Here is a 22,617-nt window from a genome sequence, read left to right as displayed (position 1 = left end):
ATAAACCTTAGGTCTGACCTAAGGTCAAGTCTTTATTTTAGCCTCTCCTGATAACAAAAAAACCACGGCACCAGATTCGGTACCGCAGTTTATTAATCAATCATCCTATTGGATTTGTTTCATGTAAGATTTGAATTCCTCGGCAATTTCTTTGTATTTCGTATGATGCAGGTAATGTGAACCTTCCATTGGGATCATTTTGCCCTGCGCGGATTGTTTGGCTTGTGCTTCATGTAACGGAATCCACTGCGGGTTTTTCTCGTTATTGGATTGAACAAAGAGAAGCACTGGCAGATCACTAGGATACGTGAGTTTTTCTCCATTTTTGAAATTGGAACCCAGATGTTTAAGCTCATTTACTAATGTCGGATTTGTCGAGACTTGATTCGAAATCAACTTCATCTGTTCTTTGGTATGTTCATCATAGTCAAGTGATGCATATGAATCACCACTCACTTTATTGAGTACTCTCATTAAGCCTGATTTTTGAAAGAATTTCATTAAGTTCAAAGGTAATTTAACATCCATGCCAGGTTGATTCGGAACACTGCTATCGATCCCGACAAAAGCAGAGACTTCATCCGGATACGTGTTCACATAAGTCGCCGCGTACAGTCCCGTGATGGAATGCCCCATCAGAATATAACGATCTATACCGAGCTGCTGTACAGCTTCATGAATTTCACTAACAATATTCTCGGTGGTTCTCTCCGTTTCGGTTTGGTCACTTAACCCATAACCGAAAGGCTCAATCGCCACAACTTTGTAATCGGAAGTTAATTCATCGATTAACAATTTGAAATCAAGTACTGGTGACGGTGTTCCTTGTCCGGGAAGTAACACGATGGTTTGTTCGCCGCTACCTTGAATGGATACATTCATATTCTTCCCATCAACATTGACATATTGGCCGTACGATTCGATTTTCTTTTTCTCTGCCCCATTACTTATCGTATGAACGACAAACGTGATGCCCATGAACAGCACCAGCGCGCCGACAATACCACCTATTATTTTCAACCATAAGTACCGTTTTTTACGGCCCTTAGTCCCCGTTGTTGTTACATCCACTGCTTCTGCCATTTCCATCTTCTCCTGTCCTTTATATCTGTAGAGCCGCTCTTGCGACATAGGTATAGTGTAACCATGGAAGATGTCCCCTTCGTGACGGGAATATGAACGGAGTATGAACTACAAAAAAAAGAGAGCTGCTTGTTGAAAGCAGTTCTCCATAGGATAAGACAGTTTTAGTGGTCCAGGAACACAAGCTGAATGAAGAACAATACCGCAAAAATGTAGAAGATTGGATGAACATCTTTACCTTTTCCACGAAGCAGCTTGAGTACCGGATAAAAGATGAAACCTACGCCGATGCCTGTTGCAATACTATGCGTCAATGGAGTAAGAATGATAATCAGGAAGGCAGGAAATGCTTCTTCGAGATCATCCCATTTGATTTTGCTGATAACGTTAATCATAAAGTATCCAACAATGATCAGTGCCGGAGAAGTGATCGCCGGGATGCTTGATATTACACTTACGATCGGTGTGAAGAACAAGGTCAGCGCAAGCAGCACACTTACCGTTACCGCTGTCAGTCCCGTTCTTCCTCCTGCAGCTACCCCTGTGCTGGATTCGATGTAAGCCGATGTTGGACTTGTTCCGAGCAAAGCACCTGAGGTTGTTCCTACGGCATCTGCCAATAATGCGCCACGCGAGCGTGGGAATTTACCATCCTTAAGCAATCCTGCTTGTTCAGCAACGCCGAGCATCGTGCCTGTCGTATCAAACAGCGTGATCAACAAGAAGGTAAATATGATTGTATATAAACCATTCGAGAATACCCCTGCCAGATCCAGTTGCAAAGCCGTTGACGCGAGGCCTTGCGGCATGGATACAATCGATTCCGGCATTTGGAATAGTCCCATGATCCAGGCAAGTATCGCTGTTACCACCATTCCGATGAACAGGTAACCTTTCACATTATAAGCCATCAGCACAACGGTAATAATCAATCCGATAATGGTCAGATAAGCCATTGGCTCAGCCAAGTTTCCGATCGTAATCAAATTCGATTCTGAATCGGCAATAATCCCGGCATTTTGCAAACCTACCGTTGTAATAAACAATCCGATCCCTGCGGTTATGGCATGTTTTAAGCTAGCAGGAATTGCATCTAACAACATGTAACGGAATGAAGTCAGTGATAAAATAATAAACAAAATCCCTGCTATAAATACGGCTCCCAGTGCAACCTGCCAAGATACGCCATACCCGGAAACTACGCTATAGGCAAAGAATGCATTCAGGCCCATACCCGGCGCAATGACGATTGGATAATTGGACCATATTCCCATAATCAGAGTTCCCACAATACTTGCCAGTACCGTTGCTATGAATACTCCGTTAAAGTCCATGCCTGTGCTGCTGAGTATTCCTGGGTTTACGATAACTATGTATACCATTGTGAAAAATGTTGTAACCCCTGCGATAATTTCTGTGGGGATGGTCGTGCCTCGTTCTTTAAGTTTGAACCATTTGTCCATGGTAAAGCCAGCCTCCAACTTTCAAATTATACTCCAAAGCTAAAAACAAAAAATCCTAATCTTCATATAGGATTGTAATATTGTCGCTCCTATATTCGTTGTTAGGATTAAAAGATTCAACAGCTAAGCTCTAAACTAAACATAAAGATACTCATATCTGTTTTCAACCTGAAGTCCATTTCGTATTCTAATTAAAATTACATGCAATGTCAATGAATTAACGATTTGTTCACAGTTATTTACGAACTATACAGACATTATCTCTTTTGTTCATTCGTTTTTAGAATAGAGTAAGTACGTATCGCTCAATGTCTGCGATATATGAAGAAAAGACTGCCAGCAATGTTCACTGACAGTCTCTTGCTTAATTCGTAGTAGGTTTCTCTTCATATTCGCTGGATAATTCTTTTAGCGATTTGATTTTGCCATGGGGATGCTGTCATTCCTGGACAACTTTATTCTGCATGCATAGGTAATAAGAGAATTAGGCAAGCATATAAGACAAATGAGATATCGGTTTTTAGAGCAGCAATGCAATAATATAGACATGCCACAATTGGAGGTTAATATATGAATAAAGTAATTTTAAATAATGGTGTTGAGATGCCTATTCTCGGCTTTGGTGTGTTTCAGATTGCAGATGCAAACGAATGTGAACAAAGTGTTATGGATGCCATATCCGCTGGGTATCGTCTCATTGATACAGCTGCCTCTTATCTAAACGAGGAAGCTGTGGGCAGAGCGATCAAACGTAGTGGCGTGGCCAGAGAAGAATTATTTGTCACAACAAAACTTTGGGTTCAGGATACGGGTTATGAACGTACCAAACAAGCATTTGAAAAATCTTTGGAACGATTGCAATTGGACTATTTGGATTTATATTTAATTCATCAACCTTTTGGAGACGTACATGGCTCTTGGCGTGCAATGGAGGAGTTGTATCGTGAAGGAAAAATACGTGCAATCGGAGTAAGTAACTTCCAGCCGGATCGTCTGATCGATTTGATTCTGCAAAACGAAGTAACCCCTGCTGTAAACCAGGTCGAAACACATCCCTTCAACCAGCAGATCTTAACTGGTCAATTCATGAAAGAAAATAATGTTCAGATCGAATCTTGGGCACCTTTTGCTGAAGGGAAAAATGACTTGTTCCAGAATGAGGTATTGGTATCTATAGGTGAAAAGTACAACAAATCGGTTGCTCAAGTGGTTTTACGTTGGTTGACCCAACGTGAAGTCGTTGTTATTCCAAAATCGGTTCGTAAAGAAAGAATTATTGAGAACTTCAATATTTTTGATTTTGAATTAAGCCAAGCAGATATTGAGTCGATTACTGCGCTAGATACCAAACAGAGCTTATTCTTCTCCCATAACGATCCTGAAATGGTGAAATGGATTAGTACTCGCAAACTAGATATTTAATCCTATCTATCCAATAACAATCTAATCCTTCTCTTCACGGAGAGGTCAAAAAATCCGATTCCGGCATCACGGAATCGGATTCTTCATTTATTGTAGCCTCAATAATATAGAGAATTCAGAAGTTAATTGGCAGGACCCAGATTAATCAAGCTGACCTCGGATAATGAGACGGTTGTGTTGCCATCTTGCTCACCATCAATGTTACCCAGATCAAATGAAATTCGAGTATTCGCATAGCTGTCTTCTGTTGCATCAAATGTAAACGTGAACTCCTGTTCTTCTGGAGTCAAATCAACTCGTGCCCCAAAGAACCCATGCCATTCATAGTTGGCAGCGGCATCGACCCATCCAACTCCCAAACCCAATTTTCTGGACTTCTCCGCTTTGGCTTTAAACGTTAATTTATATTTAAAACCTTGCTGTATGCCAAATCCTTCATTGATGACTTGACGATCCCATGGATGCTGTCCTGCATGACCAATCTTGGCTTGAAGCTGTTGATTGCTAACTTGCATCTCAAGGTCCGCTGCATTACCATCCGCATGGGTAAACCAACCTTCCTTACCTTTGGAGAAGTCTCCATTAGGAATAAGATTAACATGAGCAGGCTGCCCTCCTTGATCTGCATTCGGATTCACTTCATATAATTGGACGTTATTGATGTGAATCGAGTGTTCACCTGTAGAGAGCGGATATCCTAATCCAAATGCAAGCATAGCTGCCGAATCGGAGCTATCCCCCATAGTGAAGGTGTAAGTATATGACTTTTGATCTGCGGTTAATTCCACTTCTTCTTCAAAATACTTCACAAAATCGCCTGCATTCTGAGAAAGAACCGCTTGCATGGATTTAGGACTTGAAGCAGATGCCTCGAAGGTAAGTCGGTACGTTTTGTTTGCATCCAGTTTGATCTGACCTTGTTGCAACAAAGTGTCCCACCAATGTTCACTTGTACCAGGCAATTTAATCGTTAATCCTGCGCCCTCGTCATGTGAGGTTGTCAGATCATTAGGAATTAGCTCCCAATGATTCAGATCAGCTGTTAGCTCACTGTTCTGAATTTTGTTTTGTGAAATATCCACCCAACGTGTATTATAATCTGCTCCTTCAAAATTCACATAATAGGGTTTGCCTGCTGTCAAGTTGACCCCTGGAAAATACACCGTTTGATATGCTTGCCATCCACCCGTGTCTCCGAGACTCAGGTCTGATTGTGCAACGGTTGTACCTTGTTCATCCTGAATGCTGAACTGAACCTTGGAATCACTTTTTCCACTGGCCATTCGGGCAGACAGAACATATACTCCGTCGTGAGCTACATCGATTTTATATTGCAGCAGATCTCCCTGATCCATGTAACTGACATGTTTTCCTCCTTCTACGGAGTCCTCCAGTTGTAAGCCCTGCATCATCCAGGCTTCGGTTGCAGGAACATGTGCGTAGCCATTCACTGACAGAGGTTTGCCGCGTTTCGTCAGACGAACATTGTCCACATATACCTTACCTTTAGAACTGCCGAATAACAGTTTTAGCTCGGATTGTGCGATTGATGCTCCATCTCCAATGATGATTTCTCCGGTGAATGTTTTCATTTCTTGGTTCAAGGAGAGGTTTTGTCCTTGATGAACCTGTACCGTATGCCCATTACTGCTGACAACATCAATGTCGATACTTCGCGGTGTGTCTGCCTTGGCATCTAAGGAGAAACCATACGTTGTATTCGCTTCCAGTTTCAAATCCGGTTGGTTCACCGAAACTTGTTGTGGGTCATTATTCGTTTGAGTAACATCAACAACCAGCTGACGCTCCATAATTGGGAATTTCGAAAAGTTATTTACACTTATATTGGCTGCCGAACTGTCCTTAATGCTGCTTGACCAGAATCCCAGACGCTCCTTGCCCTGATCGAATGTGCCATTGTAAATAAAGTTTCCATCAGGTAGCGCGTTTCGTTCGACAGTTAACGGATCAGCTTCACCCACCTCGATCAGTCTGACATTGGCAAACCAAACGGTTGTATCATCCAACCCCAGATTAAATTCGAATCTGGCATTGTTATCCGTGCCATCCCGCATATTGAAGGTATAGTCATAGGATTGCCAATCTGTCGTGAGTGCAAAGGTGTTATCACCCGAATAATTGGTCCAACTTTTTTCGAATTGGTTCAGTTTGGACATGATCGTACGGTTAGCAGATGCTTTCGCATCAAATTGTATCTTGTACTTTTTGTTTTTCTTGATGTACATCGGCATCTGAGTGAGTTGAACCGAGTAGTTTTCAGTACCCGATGCATCAATGGTAACTTCTGCTGCTTTCCCTTTCTGCTCATCCGTTACAACTTTGACACTGCCAGCTCCATCAGCATTTGTGATGAATTTCCACTGAAGAGGCACTCCATTGTCTTCAGACCCTTCCGCAAAACGATCATTGTAGATTTGATTGCCATCGGCTTGTGGGTCACGCTGTTGCACAGGCTCGATGGGATTTGTTGTTACATCAGGCCATGTGTCTAGATTTTTGTAAGAATATACTCGCACAAAATCAACATTCATCTTTTCGGAAGTGAAGTTGCTTTCAGGTGCCCCCGGCCAGTCTCCTCCAACTGCCAGATTCAGAATCAGATAGAATGGACGATCAAATGGTGCAGGGAACGTATAATACTCGGGTTGGCCGGCGGCCTTCGTTTGCCAGTTGGTCACTTCATGATGCAGCTTTCCATCCACATAGAAACGAATCATACCCGGCAACCATTCCACCTGGAAATCGTGATAATCGTCAGCGAAAGTTTCTCCCTTCGGAAGAGTAAGACTTCCCTGATCATGTCCATGGGAGCCGTCAGGCTTCACACTGTCATAATGCAATGTGCTATATACCTTGTTATTACTCTCTTTGCCACCAATTAGCTCCATAATATCGATTTCTCCAGAGGCAGGCCATCCACCATAATGTGCTTCATCTGTTGGCATCATCCATATGGCAGGCCACATGCCTTTTTCAATCGGAAGCTTTGCACGTACAACTACTTTACCGTAGGTCCAGTCGCCTTTTCCCATGGAGATCAGTTTGCCAGAGCTGTAATCTTTACCGTTTTTCGGACCCTTTTTTGCTTCAATCTGCAACACGCTTCGATTCTGATCTTTTGTAATGCGAGTGTTATCGGGGCTGTAATATTGCATTTCATTGTTATAAACGAGTCCTGTATCCTGCACGGTCCATTTGGAAGCATCAATCGAAGGCCCGTTAAACTCATCATTCCAGACCAGCTCCCATTGATCATGCGGAATCGTTGTTGCTGGAACCGGTTTTTCGCCAGCCGGATTGCTTGGTGTTGATGGTGTAGACGGTGATTGCCCGTCTGGAGAAGATGGTGTGGGTGTACTTGTCACATTTGTTGAACCACCAGGCTGCGATGAAGCAGGTTGTTGGGCTTCATCCACCATGGATGTGCGCAATCCTTGTTTTACTTTCTCTCCGTTGATCACAACATCATCGGCATCTACACTCAATTTTTGGATCGTACCTTTGGTATCCATTCGAGTCTGACTCGCTTCTGCATGAATATTCATGGAATCAATCAGGCTGTTTGAAGAGATCTCCAGAATGGATTTCTGCTTTACATGCATCTCCTGAATGTTGCTTTCTTCCGTAATGGCAATTCTGACGGGTTCCCCACGTTTGTCAACGACTACTCGCTTGAGCTTGGAGTTGTTAATGTTGATGGAATGACTGCCTCCGCCTTTAATGATGACACTTCCTGTAACAGTTACGCCCTGAAGAACAACAGATCCCTCGCCTATGCCTTCTGCCAGCAGCAGATTTCCATTGACAACCATATTTTTCAACGTGATATCCGTTGATTTAATAATCAAGTTGCCATCTACCCGGGACTCATATGTTCCAGGAGTGCTTTTTACATCTGCAATCATCGCTGACAGTAACTCTGCCGTCTCCGCTCGTGTAATCGGGGCTTTGGGATTTAATTTGCCTTGGAAACCTTTAAGAATATTTTCGTTCACCAGATAGGTAAGCGCTTTCTTTGCATAACCGGAAATATCATCTGCATCCTGAAATTTCAATTGTTCACTATCTTCATTTGTAACCGCTGAAAGTTGAAAAGCTCGATCTACCATAACCGATGCATCTTGGCGTGTAATCGGTTGTTGTGGTGACAGATGTTCACGGTCTGTCCCTTCGATGATGCCAGAACCATTCGCTCGTACCATGACGTCATAGTACCAATCGTCTGAAGTCATATCCGCATATGAACCAGTCGCCGCATTACCGGTGAAACCAAAGGCCCGATCCAGAATCATCACGAATTCAGCTCGGCTAATTACCTGACTGGGCTTGAACGTACCGTCCGTATAACCTTTCAATAAATTCAAGTCTTGCAAACGTGTAACTGCAGATTGTGACCAATGCCCCGTCAGGTCTGTATAGGGAACAGAGAAGTGCAGGCTTTTCGCCTGCACATTTCCCACCTCCGCTTGACCCTGTACACTTTCTGCTCCAGCAGTTGCTGGATAAACGAGAGAAGCCATTAAACTCCATGCCACCATACATGCCAGTCCTTTTCTCATCCTTCTTCCTCCCTCAGCTCAGTTATCCTTGCATTTGCATAGCCTATTCCTTAACTGCTCCAATAACGATCCCCTTAACGAAGAAACGTTGTAAAAACGGGTATACCATCAGGATCGGAAGCGCGCCGATAAAGATCTGTGCTGCGCGTACGGTTCGCTGCGAGATATTCTCCAACATGGAAGGATCGACGTTGATTTTGCTGAGATCTTGCTGAACAATAATGGTCTGTAATAGAGAAGCAAGTGGATAATTTTTAATATCAGACATATAGATCATGCCGTCGAACCAGGAGTTCCACTGATACACCATCGTAAATAAGGACAAGGTTGCGATAGCTGGAAGTGAAAGCGGCACGTAGACCAGAATCAACGTTTTGATATGACCTGCTCCATCCAAATAAGCTGCTTCCTCAAGTTCTTTGGGCAGACCGCGGAAGAAGTTCATCATGAGAATAACGTTCCACACGGACAGTGCGCCAGGCAGAATAAGCGCCCAGATTGTATTCATCAAGCCAAGCTTCTGGATCAGAATGTAACTTGGAATCAAACCGCCGCTGAACAAAATGGTAAATACGAAAAACCACGTATATAAGGAGCGACCTTTAAAACTGATGTCTTCCTTCGACAACGGAAATGCGGTTAAGAGCATGATGACCATACCAATGATCGTCGCAATTACAGTCCGTTTAAGTGATACGATCAAGGAGTTGATGAAGTTTGAATTCCCGAATGTTTTTACATATGCGTCGGTTGTGAACCCGATGGGCCAGAAGGTAACCAGGTTAGATGATGCTGGCGCCATACTGCTGAATGAAACAGCCAATATATGAATAATTGGTAAAATGCAGAGTATCGATAATATCCCAAGAAAAGTATAGTTAGCGATGCTGAATATGCGGTATCCTTTTGTTTTATAATACAAGCCCTTTTCTCCTCTCTAGAAAACTCGATAATTAGCTAGTTTGTAAGCCATTCTGTAAGATATAACAATCAAAATGGTAGCAACCACAGATTTGAACAACCCTACTGCTGTGGCAAAACTCATCTTCCCGTTCAGAATCCCGAGTCGATATACAAAGGTGTCAATGATGTCGCCTTTGTCATACACAAGCGGATTGTACAAGTTGAACACCTGATCAAAACCGGCGTTCAGGATATTGCCGATAGAGAGTGTCATCAGTACGATTGTAATCGGCATTAATGCCGGAATCGTAATGTGCAGCGTCTGTTTAAATCGGTTGGCCCCATCCACCTCGGCAGCCTCGTAGAGCGCAGGATTAATTCCTGAGAGAGAAGCCAGAAATACGATCGTACCAAAACCAAATTCTTTCCACACATCACTGAGGATCAGCGTTATCCGGAACCATGTACCGTCTCCCAGGAAGAAGATCGGTTCTCCTCCAAAGGCTACGACAAGCTGGTTGACCATGCCGCCCTGAGGAGACAGGATATCGAGCAGAATACCACCGAGAATAACCCATGATAGGAAATGCGGTAGATACACAAGCGTTTGACTTACTCTCTTGAATGCCGTCAAGCGTACTTCATTGAGCAAAATGGCAAACAGGAATGGAGCGAATAGTCCTGCGATGATTTTGAAAAATGCAATGACCAGCGTATTCCAGATCACCTGACCTACGTCCGGATATAAGAATAAATATCGGAAATTGTCCCAACCCACCCATTTGGATTCAGAAAATCCCAAGTATGGTTTGAAATCCTGAAAAGCAATTACAATGCCGCCCATCGGTATGTACTGAAACACCAGTGCCAGCAATACAGCTGGAATGAGCATCATATGCAAGGTCCAGTTCCGTTGCATATTCCAGCGCTGTTTAACCCTGGTGGAGCGCCGTTTATGCGGCGTTTCTAACGTATGTTCCTTCACTCCTGCATCCCCCATGTTCTAAATTTTGTATTTTACAAGTCATCGTGAACTTGTATATTAAAATTATAGCAATGGAAATTTGTGATCTATATCCTAATATTGCAACAACGATATCAATATTTTAATAAGATTAAGGAGGTTGGACTTTGTTCACACGCTTGAATGTCTTTACCAAAATTACACTGTTGTTTGTGATGCTGCTTATTCTGGTGCTGTTTCTCTATACATACTCGAACCGGGAAAGCGTGCGTGTTATCGAACACGAGATTCAGAACAATACGATGAATCATCTCTCGACATTTGCTGATTCAGTAGAATCCAATATTTACCAACTGTCATTGTATGGGATGTCTATTGGGCAAGATTCGAGTATTCAGGAATATCAACGTCCCGACTACAAGGATATTCCCTATGAACGTGTGAAAGTTGGAAGCGCCATTCTGGAAAAGATGAATCTGTACAATGCAGCAAGCAAATGGCATTCGACCATCACACTATACTTCCCAAGGATGCAAAAAGTGATATCAACGGATTATTATGCTTACATTCCGTACAGGGATGATGAATTTAAAGAGCCTCTCTCGCAATCCTGGACCTATGCCGACAATCAGTTTATCTGGTACACTACCGATCCAACGACAGCGATGGCGAGACCTGGCAAAGCCAGATTGATTACCAAAATCAGTTTTCCAGTTCATCACTTAACTGCACTTCTTAATCAAAACAAGTTAAATAATAAAGGCGACCCGTTCATGTTCCATCCCGATTATGGATTAATCAGCAATAGTTCTGGAAAGGAGACCTTGAACGCAATCCTGCCTTCCCTGAAAGAAGCAAAACTGCAGGCCAGCGGTGGCTTCAGTACAACATTGAACAAAACGGAATATTACGTCTCCTACATTCAATCCAAGAGCCTCGGCTGGTATTATATTGACTATGTGCCTATGCAGCAAATTTTGAAACCGATTACGAGCAGCCGGAATCTTTTTTACGCTTCAATTGCCGTTCTGATCGTGATGAGCGTTGTTGTATTATATACACTCTACCGAAGTGTGCAGCTTCCACTCTTACAGTTGGTGAAAGGGACAAATCGCTTGTCCACCGGGGACTTTTCCGTTCGGCTTCATCATTCTGCACGCAATGAGTTCAGCTTGTTATTTGCACGTTTCAACATCATGGCTCAACGAATTCAAGAATTAATCGAGAATGTATATGAGGAGAAATTAAGAAGTCGGGAAGCCACGCTCAAACAGTTGCAATCGCAGATTAATCCGCATTTTCTATATAACTGTCTGTTCTATATCAAGAACATGGCCCGAATGAAAAATGAAAAGGCCGTAGTAGCCATGGCACTGAATCTGGGAGAGTATTACCGATACATAACCAGGTCCGAAAAGGATCAAGCCACGCTTCGTGAAGAGCTGACAATGGTCAAAAATTATTTGGAAATCCAGTCACTTCGTCTGGAACGAATGCATTTTACAATCGACGTGCCCCATGATATTTTAGATAAAACAGTTCCCAGACTAACCCTCCAGCCTATTATTGAGAACGCTATTATTCATGGTCTGGAGCCCAAATCGGTAGATGGTGAGATTAAAATCTATGCGGACTGCGAGGATGATGTGTACACAATTATCGTGGAGGACAGCGGGCTTGGCATGTCTGAGAAACAACTTGATCATCTGAGAGATAATCTTCTTAAACCGCTGGATGAGAATATGGGATGTGGTACATGGAATGTCCATCAGCGTTTATCTTTTCTGTACGGTGAAGGATCTGGACTATCTTATGATCATTCTTCAATGGGTGGGATTAAAGTTAACATCACGTGGCACGACAATACAGACAAGTAGGTGAACGACCCATGCTGCAAATATTATTAGTTGACGATGAACGTTCCGTCGTGGAAACGCTGGCAGAGACCATTCCGTGGGAAAGCTGCGGGATCGGTACAGTTCATGAAGCATTATCCGGTGCAGTAGCGCTGGAAATTATGGACAACCACGACATTGACATTGTAATTACGGATATACGTATGCCCGAAATGTCAGGCATTGCACTGATTACAGCGATTCATGAAAAGTGGCCTCATGTGCAGACGATTCTGTTATCAGGTCACGCCGACTTTGAATATGCGAAACAGGCCATTGCGCAGGAAAGCTTTGATTACTTACTGAAACCCGTTAGTGATGAAGATCTGATCGAATCCGTGCAACGTCTTGTTCATCGAATTAAAGAAAAGTGGGAAACCGCAGCATCTCATCAAAGAGCCTTACACGCCTTTCAGGATCATCTGCCATTGCTTCAATCCACGATGCTGCATGAGTTGCTGACTGGAAAAGTCTATGATCAGAAGACGCTGGCAGACAAGCTTGATCTGCTGGAGCTTCCCTACTCCGTAGGAGAAGATCTCGGCATGTTGATTATCCGTATGGAGAAACATCTATCCGATATGGCGCACGGCGACCTGGCCCTAATGGAATATGCGATATGTAATATCATAAGTGAAGTGATGCATAATCATTTTCATATCTGGCACACACGAGACGTTCATGATTACATTGTTGTTCTGGTAAGCATGAAACATTCCACAACGATGAGTTATAGCAGGAGTGAGACGCCTCAGACATTGCTTGAGCAGTATGCTGCCCAGATTCAAACCAATGTTCAGTTATACCTGAAAGGTGCAATCTCCATTTCCGTCTCCAGTTGGGGCAAGTTTCCCCACGAAATTGGAGAACTCTATGAGCGAACGGTTATGTCCATGCGTAAACGGATGGGTCAGGTGCAAGGTTTGTTTGTCACCGCTTCCGATGAAACGGATGCCAACCCTCTACATACGATCAGGTCGCTGTATCAGCCACCAACGTTGATTAGCCTGCTCGAAGCTGGTCGCTTTGAGGATGTGGAACAGAAAATCGAGCACATTTTTGAGGAACTGCTGCATTCCAATGAACATCATGATATTGCCGAGTCAACCTTTGAGGTGTATTTTGCTATTGCGGGTGCGTTTGCGTACATCATTCATAAAAATGGCAAACAAATCTCTTCTTTGATACCAGCAGAGTCCTATCGTTACTTTCAAGCTCCCAGCTATTCCACTGCACAGCAGCTACAGGACTGGTCCGTGCGTACACTTCATTACATACGAGATGATGCTGAACAAGAGCTTAGAGACAATCACAGCACCATTGTGCGCAGCGTCAAAAGTTTTGTCGACCTTCATCTGGCTGGAGATGTATCACTGCCTGCAATTGCCGACCATGTGCATCTGCACCCAGTCTACTTGTCCAAGGTATACAAGGCGGAGACAGGTGAAGCACTTACTGCCTATGTGTACCGGTTAAGAATGGAGAAAGCAGCCTATCATTTGCGAACATCAACCGCCAAAGTGTTTGAGATTGCAGAACTTGTCGGTTACAACAATACCGCATATTTCATTCGAGTTTTCAAGAAATTTTATGATCTTACACCGCAAGAATATCGGGAAAATCTGCCGGTTTAAGATACTCAGGCCAGACTTGACGTTCTAGTAATCTCTCCGGTTTCCCCTACTCAATATCAAATACAAAAAGGCATTGCCGGAGATCTTCTCCTGCAATGCCTTTTTGGTGCTTATGTGGCCGGGATGAATCATTTCAGCCAGCCCTTTGTCATCCTATTTTCCGCTTTTCACGGAATCATACCACTCGTTAACTTCTTTCGTAATCTGATCTCCACCTGAAGACTTCCACTTCTCAACAAATGAGTCGAACGCGTCCACAGAGGTTTTGCCATACACAATTTGAGAGAAGGTGTCTTTCTCCATCTTTGTCAAAATGTCATTGTTCATCTGCATCGTCATTGAAGGTGCACCGGTAAACATTTGATTGAACACGATATCCTTTTGATCCAAAACAATCTTGGCTGCATCAAGCATAGGTACTGGTACACCTGATTTGATTTTTTTCTCAAACGGTGTAGTTGCTTCTTCACCACTTGCCAGCTTGGCAAGTGTTGTCATACTTAGATTGGGAATACGCGCTCCATCAAAAGTCAACGTGTACTTCTCGGGAGCATAACCACCCGTAAGACTTGCATCGGTTGATGGTTTCCCATCTACCATAACCCAATCGTATCCTTCCGCAAATCCATGCTCAAACTCATCGCCCTCTTTAGGATTTGCATAGTGATCAAAGAGATAGTTCTGATAGGTGAAAAAGGCTTCCGGATTTTTCATGTCTTTGTTAATTAGAACTACGCCATTTCCGTTTGACGTACCATGTCTTCCTGCTTGACCATTTGGACCAGAAGGAATTGGATACGCCTTGTATTCAGCCTCAGGATTGTTTTTCTTCACATCCTCCAGCGGCCAGGATGGCATCCAGTGAGGACCAACCACAATACCTGCTTTTCCGGCAGTGAATTCTTCAGCTGCTTTTGTCTCGTCATACACACCGGCTTCTTCCGGGATATACCCTTTGCTCATCCAGCTCTGTAATTTGGCCAAAGCCTGTTTTGCACCAGGTGTAACGGAACCGTATTCAAGTTTTCCGTCTGCCGTCAGATTCCATTGGTTTGGCATTGTACCATAAGCACCAAATACCCACCCAGCTTCAGACATCCATGTGTTCAGCCAGTTCTTGAAGCCAATGGTGAGTCCGTAAGTGTCCTGCTTCCCATTGCCATCTGGATCTTGATTCGTAAACGTTTCCATAATGACTTCAAGATCATCTATAGTTTTAGGTGCTTCCAGATTGAATTTCTTCATCCAGTCTTCACGGATCCACATGACAGGATCACCATTATAGGAATAGTCCAGAATCGGAATACCGATCTTTTTGCCATCTTGCATGTATGGATACCATACGGAAGGATCTTCGTTTACGGCTGCTTTCCATGTGTCGCTGGCATATTTGTCAAACAACTCGCCCGCATCGACAAATTTTCCGGACTCAATCAATTCACGCACCAGATTGAATTCGCCGCGATACGAAATAATGTCCGGCATGTCCGCATTGGAAGCAAGCGATAGACGCAGTTTTGTCTCAAATGCATTATTGGTGGATGGAGATATCCACTGGTTTTTCAACTCAATTCCGAGTTTCTCCTTGGCCCATTTTGTATGGACGTTGTTATCCTGATCCTCGCCTGACTTAAACTTCACGTCTGGACCCCATGGTCGTAAATACGTAATGGATACTGGTGGATCATACTTCCCATTTTTGAGCTCCAACGTTGTCGCTGGTGTACTCGATTCTGTTTTCTTATCGCTCCCGTTACTACACCCACTCAAGGCTGCAGATAGGGCCAATACACCGATCATGACCAAACTGCCTACTCGTCTCTTTTTACTTGTGTCCAACTTCGTTCCCCCAGTCTATGTAATGTTGCTTACAGGTTAATCATAATGAATTTTTGATATTTATGCCCATACTAATATTGCAACATTTATTGCATTAATTTAGGATATTGGATATTGAATACATATATTGAATAAATACAATGCCAGAATATAGAAAAAAGCAGCCGCTAACGGCTGCTTCAGTCTGCTTAATTACTCGTATATTTGACCCAATCGTACTCTGCATAGAGCGGATTGGCCCCATTATAAGGACCGAGCCAGCTATCTACTCCTGTTCCATTCCACAGGTTCATCATGATTTTTCCCGGTGTTTTAGGAATATTGCTGGTTGCCGTATGTTTCAATACACCATCAACATACCATTTGATATGTCCCGGCTGCCAGTCAAATGCGTAAGTATGGAAGCCCTGGGATGCATCAAACCCTAGATTGATAATCTTCTCATGATTACCAACCCCATTGGTATAATAATTAAACTGAACTTTGGTTGTGTCTTTTCCTAAAAATTCGATATCAATCTCATCCCATTGGGTGCCATGTGCAGGACCTGTGTATGTGAAAAATGAGGAAACTACACCTGTGTTCTTGGCAGGTTTCATACTGACTTCATACAAGCCGTACCCATACGTATTCGTGGTACGATACTCTCCGCAATCAAACTTGTTCTGTGCAGAGCTGGTCAAACCAAGCTTAAGCTTGCCGTCACTTGTAAAATTAACATTGTTAGCCCTCCACGTACAGTTAAACATGTTCCCATTGGAATACCCATCCGCTTTTTGCCACGTACTTGCGTTAAAATAGGTTAGAGGTTCCCAGAACACATAACCCGCGAAAGCGCTTACCGAAAAAAACAAAGAGATGACACCAGTTACCGCCAAAGTATACCAAGACTTCCTCTTCATCATACACCTCCATGAATGATTCCAACATGTATAATCAGCGCAATAATAGATAGCGCTTACATGGTTGGTATTTCCATTTTATCCGGAAGCATGGTGGTAAACTATAGCAAACTTTAAAGCAGAGATATTCAATTTTTAAGATCTTCGTTCTTGTATCTAATCATGTTATGTTAAGACTATGCCAGTTTCATACACGTAAGATGGATTGAATGAAGCGCCTGCCCTTCAGCATAGAAGGAATCAGGCGCTCCATGAAAACCATTTTTACATATATCTCAACATGTTTGTTTCTTTATTCACCCTAAAAGGGTTCTATTTCGCACCAGCTCGTACCAAAATGTCTTCAATTTCTTTGAAGCCATTATTCTTCGCATGACTGAGTGGTGACACCCCATCACGGTCCGATATGTTTACGTCTGCTCCGTGGTCAATGAGTAATTGTATCGTCTCCTGCTGCCGAGCATTGCCATCGTTAAGAATGATCGCTTCGAGTAGTGCTGTCCATCCCAATTGATTCACATGGTCCACATCCATCGAAGTTTGAGTCAGTAGTTCTTGCACTACATCCACATATCCATGCTCCGAAGCTGGAATAAGTGCTGTCCCTCCATATCGATTTGTTATCGCTGGGTCCGCTCCCGCCTCGATTGTCAGCTTCAAAATATCCAAGTATCCTTCAGCGCCAGCATACAGAAACGGGGTATTTTTCATATCGTCCTGTATATTCACATCTGCCCCCGCTTCAATTAACACTTTAGCCGATGTTAGATCATTATTGTAAGTTGCAATCATTGTAGCGGTTCGTCCACTCTGATCTTGAGCATTGATATTGGCACCTGCTTGAATCATTTTTTCGATGCGTTCAGTATCGCTGTCCTCTACTGCCTTGAACAGCTGTTCATCTGCTGAAGTCATGGCCTTTTCCTCCACGTTGGAGTCGTTTCTCATTTCAGGCACGCAACCTTGAACGATTAACATACTGCTTATCAGGACAACGATAATCAGCGTTTTACTCATACTGCCTCCTTTACTCCAGTGTCAAGGTGACCGAAGAAGCGATACTCCAATCCCCAACTGGGTTTATTGTATACGTAGTACCCGGAGTCAACTTTCCATCATTTGTTAGGTCGAATACACCCGTCGCACCTTTTCGACTTGAATATTTATAAGTGGCCGTCAGAACATCCCCGCTAGGTGAAGTTAACGTTACACTTCGACCAGAGAACAGTTCATCCCCAGGGTCCTGGTCAAGTGTAACTTCAATGGAGGTTTCGCTCACTGCTTGAGCACTTGCAACCACTAGTGGATCAAACGATTTCGCCGTAAATGAAGCATTTTCGATGTTGGCCCAATCCGAAGAAACCGTATATGTGACGCCTGATTTCAGCGTTTGTCCCTCAGGCAAACGGAACTTCGGTTCTTGTTTACCGTCTGTGGATTGCGTGAACGGAACATATCTGGCAACGATAGGCTCGCCACCTTCTGGCGTAATTACAACTTGTCTTGCCTGCATGGAAGAGATGATTTGATACGTTTTGCCTCCTGCTTGCTCTTGATCATTCAGCACAAATGCATTAGCTCCTCGACCACCGCTGTAAGCCGAAATGATGTAACCATAATCCACGACACTGTTCACTTGCAATGCTTCAATCTCGAATGTATCATTCGTTACTTGACTAACCGTTGTCATGTTTATTTTCGTACCACTGCCTTCAAAGGAACCAGCGTCTTGGCCTTTGTAAGTCAGGTTGTACACTTCACTAGCATCTTGTACGGACGTTGGAACGATGTAAGTCGTGATTGACCCTGTTTTCAAACGGGGCATATTGGTTAACGTCAACCCGCCACTAAACGCAAAGTCCGTTTGTGCCTTGGCAAAAGCTTCATTCGCTGCTGTCAGCGGCTTGTCAAAAGTTACAATTAACGTAATGGCATTCAGTGATCTAACGCTCTTGATTTGAGCTTGCTCCGAAGGAATAGCTTGGTGTGCAGTTTGCAACAGCACTGCTGTTTCGCCGCGCGTTGCTGTACCGTTCTCGGAGTAGAACTCGCTCATCCAATGGTGAACGGACTTTACATCACGTTGCATCGCTTTGGATACGACCTGTTCGAGTTCAGCATCCGACACTTGAGTTTGCGGATTGAATTGTCCATCGTTAGCCTGCATGATGCCAAGTTCAACAAGCTTTGACGCATATGGCGCATACCATGCATTCGGATTCACATCCGTCAATTCTACGGTTTCTCCCGTCTTGCTCTCCAAATTAAACGTTTTGAAAACCAATGAAGCTAACTCCGCACGGGTAATTGCTCGATGTTCACCCATAGATTGATCTGCATACCCGTTCATGATCCCCAAGCTATTGAGATCCTTGATAGCAGCTTCAATCTGTTGTTGATTAAGCTGTGTGGTTGTTGCCGCAATGTTAGTAACGTATGTAGCTGCATGTACTTGATTCGCAGTTAACGGGAACACTGCTGTACCTAATGCAGTTATGGTTAGAAATGTAGCGATTTTGCGGGTTGTAGAATTCATGGTTGAATTCCTCCTCTATAGGTTGTAGTTGCCTGTATCTATAGAATAGAGGACAAAAAGAAACTCCCAAGGCTAAAGTTATTAACAAAATATAAACTGGCTCTAAATTTTCACGAAACTTATGCAGTAAACCGGTAACCTGCACCCCAGACGGTTTCAATATACTCCGGATTTTTTGGGTCTGTCTCCAGCTTCCCCCGCAGTTTGCGAATATGGACGGTAACCGTTGCAATGTCTCCGGTGGAATCCATGCCCCATATCCGCTCGAACAGATCTGATTTGCTGAATACACGGTTGGGATGACTCGCAAGAAATACAAGTAACTCGAATTCCTTGGTTGTAATCGCCACCTCTTCTCCATTAACAAAAACGCGGCGTGATCCTTTATCAATGTGAAGCCCGCGAATGTGGATTTCATCCTGCTCAGCTGGTTTGTTTTTGCCAAGTAGTCTCTCGTATCGGGTCAAATGAGCCTTTGCTCGTGCAACCAACTCACTTGGGCTAAACGGTTTTGTAATAAAATCATCCACTCCCAGATTAAATGTCCGGATCTTATCGATTTCTTCCTTTTTCGCGGAAACGACAAGGATGGGCACCTCTTTTACCTCGCGAATGCGCCTGCAACATTCGAATCCGTCAAGTCCCGGAAGCATCAGATCAACAATGATCAGATTATAGTCCCCCTCCAGTGCCTGCTTCAGACCTTCATCTCCAGTATGGCAGAGATCCACGGAAAATCCGTTGAGCTCAAAATAATCCCGTTCCAGTTCCGCAATCGTTGTTTCGTCTTCAATGATCAAAATGTTTGCCATTACTCATTAGTTCCTCTCTTCATTCAGCCGTTTCAGTTTGATATATATACTCGTGCCATCATTGGGCTGGCTTTCTGCCCAGATAAAGCCCCCATGTCCATCAATGATTTGGCGGGCAATTGCTAGCCCGAGCCCACTTCCGCCCGTTGAGGAATTCCGGGATTGTTCTGCACGATAGAAGCGTTCAAATATATAAGGCAGTGCCTCTTCAGGTATTCCCCTGCCATTATCTTTAAAGCCCATCGTAATCCATTTCTCATCATCTTGAAGTGTAATCTCGAATCGTTTATGTTCATTCTCCATGTATTTGAGTGCATTATCCACCACATTAACAACGGTACGTTTTAACTTCTCCGGATCCACAGCAGCCATAGCGGGACCAGACACCTGGTTATTCCAATCCAGGGCAACACCTTTATCCTCCAGATCATATCTCAGCTCTTCAATGCTATCTTCAAGGAAATCAGCGAGATCAACTGTCTTGAACAGGAAAGGCTCTTGGTTCAAGTCGAGCTTGGAATACAAAAACAGTTCATCCACCAGTTTATCCATGCTAACTGCTTTGGAGTGAATGATATTAACATAACTCTCCATTTTCTCCGGAGTATTAGCCACGCCGTCACGAATACCCTCAATGTAACCTTTGATATTGGTAATCGGCGTACGGAGATCATGCGAAATGTTGGAGATAAGCTCTTTGCGGTTCACTTCGTCCTGCTGACGTAACGCATAGGAGAGCTGTAATTGATTCCGCATGCTCTCAAACGCTTCGCTAAGTTGACCAACCTCGTCATTGGAGTTTAGCTGAAGTTTAAAGGATAGATTGCCATCTTTAATATGTTCGGCTGAACTTCGTAGTTGATTCAATGGTTTAATGAAGCTGCGCGTGATCCAGCGGAACAAGAGCAGATTTGCAATGATGAGAACGCCAATAAGCAGAAATGACATCACAGGCAGCAACTTGCGAGTAAGCTCCGCAAAGGGGCTTCTCTCACGAATGACAAAGATACTCCCCCGTTCCCCATCTGAATATTGAAAATCAAATTTTGCATACGCGTAAAATCGCTCACCAATATTGAAGGTGCTCCGAATCTGATAATTGTTAAGATCATAGGCAGGCAGTGCTTGCTTCAGTTCTGGCTGGTTGAAGGTCAGTGATTCGAAGATCTGACTATTCTCTCGTCTGATGTAGAGCCCTGACTTCTCAGCTCGAAGCTTCATATCATATTCACGCAGCAAAACCTTGTTCTGCAGGTCATCAGGGTCATTTTTGGCCAGAAACTTCATCTCTTGAAAGATCGATTCTCCCTGTTCAGTCAGGGGGTTGATCTGATAATGTACCTTGTATATATCACGGAAACTCTGTAGATCCCCTGTGGCCGCAATCGTATACAGACTTGCCGTAAGCAGGATGAACAGTAGACTTATAACAAGCATGCCCGTAAAGGACAGCAGCATTTTTATTCGAATTGACATGGGTTCCCCTTCTCAAGCAAACAATTGGATTAGTTAGTGCACATGTTAACACAAGATGGATTCTATTGCCCATATGTAAAAAAGAGCTTTCTTTTTCATTATATATGTTGACAGTGATAATCGTTATCAATAATGTTGGAGTAAGGTGCACAACGATTTATCTTAGAATGACTGGCAAACACTTTTGAAATGAGGTACGTAATGTGAAAGTAGACGTTAATCAGTTAGCAGCCCATTTTGCACACATTCCTTTTCAAGTTGAAGGAGTATATCGATATGCTAGAAATCCAGGGGTTCCCCAGGCTGACTATACCGATTCTTTTCCTGGATTTGTATTTCCTCTTACAGGAAAAATACAATTTCAATTTGATGGTACACCCTATATTTTTTCACCAGGAAAAGTTGTACATGGGGGCGCAAAAATGAAACTGGATCAAACCGTGTTTCATAGAACGGACTGGGAATATATCCTCGTTTTATACCGGATATGTAGTTCGGACCTCGAAGAGACAAGCTTTTCCCATCAGCATTTTGAATTATCAACGGGTCAATCCCCACGTCTGATCGAATTAATCACGCGTCTTTGGCATGTGTATAATCAGCGCGGAGGTATTTCAAAGTTTCAGACCGAAATGCTGTTTCGCGATGTACTGAATGAGACCTTAATATGTGTTGATCATAGGCAAAATAGTTGTGAATCAGATACTTTATTCGAACGGGTCTCTACCTATATCCAAGAACACTATGATCAAAGTCTGACTGTCGCATCACTTGCAGAACAAAATAATGTTAATCGAAATCGACTTTCCTATGTGTTTAGAAGACATGCAGGTATGGGTCCAGCAGAATATGTATTGAAATATCGTATAAACATGGCACAGCAAATGTTATTGGCAAGTGATGCGTCTGTACAACAGATTGCCGAGACCGTTGGTATTGCTGACCCCTTTTATTTTAGCAGAGTGTTCAAGAAACAATATGGTATTTCTCCTACGGAGTATCGTCTGAAGTTCATCAATAATCCATCCTGATTTCAATAGGCATCCATGTTATACAAAAGCTTAGATTAGTATACTGAACATATAGGATTAATACACAGGAGGAATGA

15 protein-coding genes are annotated in these 22,617 nt (G+C 43.3%); 4 read left to right on the top strand and 11 right to left on the bottom strand.

All coding sequences use genetic code 11. The features are described from left to right. Positions 1–105: 105 nt before the first annotated feature. Positions 106–1,083: an alpha/beta hydrolase gene (locus MKY01_RS15915; protein WP_036615620.1), complete on the bottom strand. Its 978-nt coding sequence runs from the start codon at positions 1,081–1,083 to the stop codon at positions 106–108. Between the two features lie 164 nt (positions 1,084–1,247). Beyond that, entirely contained in the window at positions 1,248–2,546 is a 1,299-nt protein-coding gene (locus tag MKY01_RS15910; protein ID WP_339286996.1) for an NCS2 family permease, read from the bottom strand. Positions 2,547–3,116: 570 nt separating this feature from the next. Between MKY01_RS15910 and MKY01_RS15905 the strand changes: the two genes are divergently transcribed. Further along, the gene (locus MKY01_RS15905; RefSeq protein ID WP_339286995.1) at positions 3,117–3,968 is read left to right on the top strand and encodes an aldo/keto reductase; all 852 of its coding nucleotides are present in this window, start codon (positions 3,117–3,119) and stop codon (positions 3,966–3,968) included. Between the two features lie 122 nt (positions 3,969–4,090). Here the strand turns inward: MKY01_RS15905 and MKY01_RS15900 are convergent, their stop codons facing one another. Genes MKY01_RS15900 through MKY01_RS15890 form a run of 3 tightly spaced genes read right to left on the bottom strand, consistent with a single transcriptional unit; the run spans position 4,091 to position 10,370 of the window. Continuing rightward, positions 4,091–8,548 (bottom strand): carbohydrate binding domain-containing protein, encoded by a 4,458-nt coding sequence (locus tag MKY01_RS15900; RefSeq protein ID WP_339286993.1) that lies wholly within the window; start codon positions 8,546–8,548, stop codon positions 4,091–4,093. 43 nt (positions 8,549–8,591) lie between these two features. Next, positions 8,592–9,470 carry a carbohydrate ABC transporter permease gene (locus MKY01_RS15895; RefSeq protein ID WP_017688354.1) on the bottom strand — a complete coding sequence of 293 codons (879 nt, stop codon included), beginning with the start codon at positions 9,468–9,470 and terminating at the stop codon, positions 8,592–8,594. Between the two features lie 15 nt (positions 9,471–9,485). Further along, complete coding sequence (locus MKY01_RS15890) at positions 9,486–10,370, bottom strand: ABC transporter permease subunit (RefSeq protein ID WP_100527900.1); 885 nt, start codon at positions 10,368–10,370, stop codon at positions 9,486–9,488. Between the two features lie 212 nt (positions 10,371–10,582). Here MKY01_RS15890 and MKY01_RS15885 point away from each other — a divergent pair, with 212 nt between their 5' ends. Together MKY01_RS15885 and MKY01_RS15880 are read left to right on the top strand one after the other, a co-directional pair. Continuing rightward, a complete protein-coding gene (locus MKY01_RS15885) occupies positions 10,583–12,292 on the top strand; it encodes a sensor histidine kinase (RefSeq protein ID WP_036615626.1) in 1,710 nt (569 codons plus the stop codon). 11 nt (positions 12,293–12,303) lie between these two features. Then, entirely contained in the window at positions 12,304–13,944 is a 1,641-nt protein-coding gene (locus MKY01_RS15880; protein ID WP_017688357.1) for a response regulator, read from the top strand. A 153-nt stretch (positions 13,945–14,097) separates the two neighbouring features. On the opposite strand, the gene MKY01_RS15875 is transcribed toward MKY01_RS15880, so the two are convergent. From MKY01_RS15875 to MKY01_RS15850, 6 genes are all read right to left on the bottom strand, one after another. Continuing rightward, positions 14,098–15,783 (bottom strand): extracellular solute-binding protein, encoded by a 1,686-nt coding sequence (locus MKY01_RS15875; protein WP_036615629.1) that lies wholly within the window; start codon positions 15,781–15,783, stop codon positions 14,098–14,100. A 188-nt stretch (positions 15,784–15,971) separates the two neighbouring features. Beyond that, positions 15,972–16,685 carry a glycoside hydrolase family 16 protein gene (locus MKY01_RS15870; RefSeq protein WP_036615630.1) on the bottom strand — a complete coding sequence of 238 codons (714 nt, stop codon included), beginning with the start codon at positions 16,683–16,685 and terminating at the stop codon, positions 15,972–15,974. 312 nt (positions 16,686–16,997) lie between these two features. After that, the gene (locus MKY01_RS15865) at positions 16,998–17,702 is read right to left on the bottom strand and encodes an ankyrin repeat domain-containing protein (protein ID WP_339187201.1); all 705 of its coding nucleotides are present in this window, start codon (positions 17,700–17,702) and stop codon (positions 16,998–17,000) included. 10 nt (positions 17,703–17,712) lie between these two features. After that, positions 17,713–19,221: an S-layer homology domain-containing protein gene (locus tag MKY01_RS15860; protein WP_282321357.1), complete on the bottom strand. Its 1,509-nt coding sequence runs from the start codon at positions 19,219–19,221 to the stop codon at positions 17,713–17,715. A gap of 119 nt (positions 19,222–19,340) precedes the next feature. Continuing rightward, positions 19,341–20,033, bottom strand: coding sequence for a response regulator transcription factor (locus MKY01_RS15855; protein WP_047843050.1), 693 nt, complete (start codon positions 20,031–20,033; stop codon positions 19,341–19,343). 6 nt (positions 20,034–20,039) lie between these two features. Continuing rightward, on the bottom strand, positions 20,040–21,509 hold the full coding sequence (locus tag MKY01_RS15850) for a HAMP domain-containing sensor histidine kinase (RefSeq protein ID WP_339187207.1): 1,470 nt from the start codon (positions 21,507–21,509) through the stop codon (positions 20,040–20,042). A 203-nt stretch (positions 21,510–21,712) separates the two neighbouring features. On the opposite strand from MKY01_RS15850, the gene MKY01_RS15845 reads away from it, so the two are divergent. After that, complete coding sequence (locus MKY01_RS15845; protein WP_339286990.1) at positions 21,713–22,540, top strand: AraC family transcriptional regulator; 828 nt, start codon at positions 21,713–21,715, stop codon at positions 22,538–22,540. The last annotated feature ends 77 nt before the right edge of the window (positions 22,541–22,617 follow it).

It is taken from the genome of Paenibacillus sp. FSL R5-0486, assembly GCF_037975155.1.
In the GTDB taxonomy this organism is placed as follows: Bacteria; Bacillota; Bacilli; order Paenibacillales; family Paenibacillaceae; genus Paenibacillus; species Paenibacillus amylolyticus.
The sequence above is the reverse complement of the archived record's forward strand: the minus strand, read 5'-3'. Positions and strand labels throughout refer to the sequence as shown.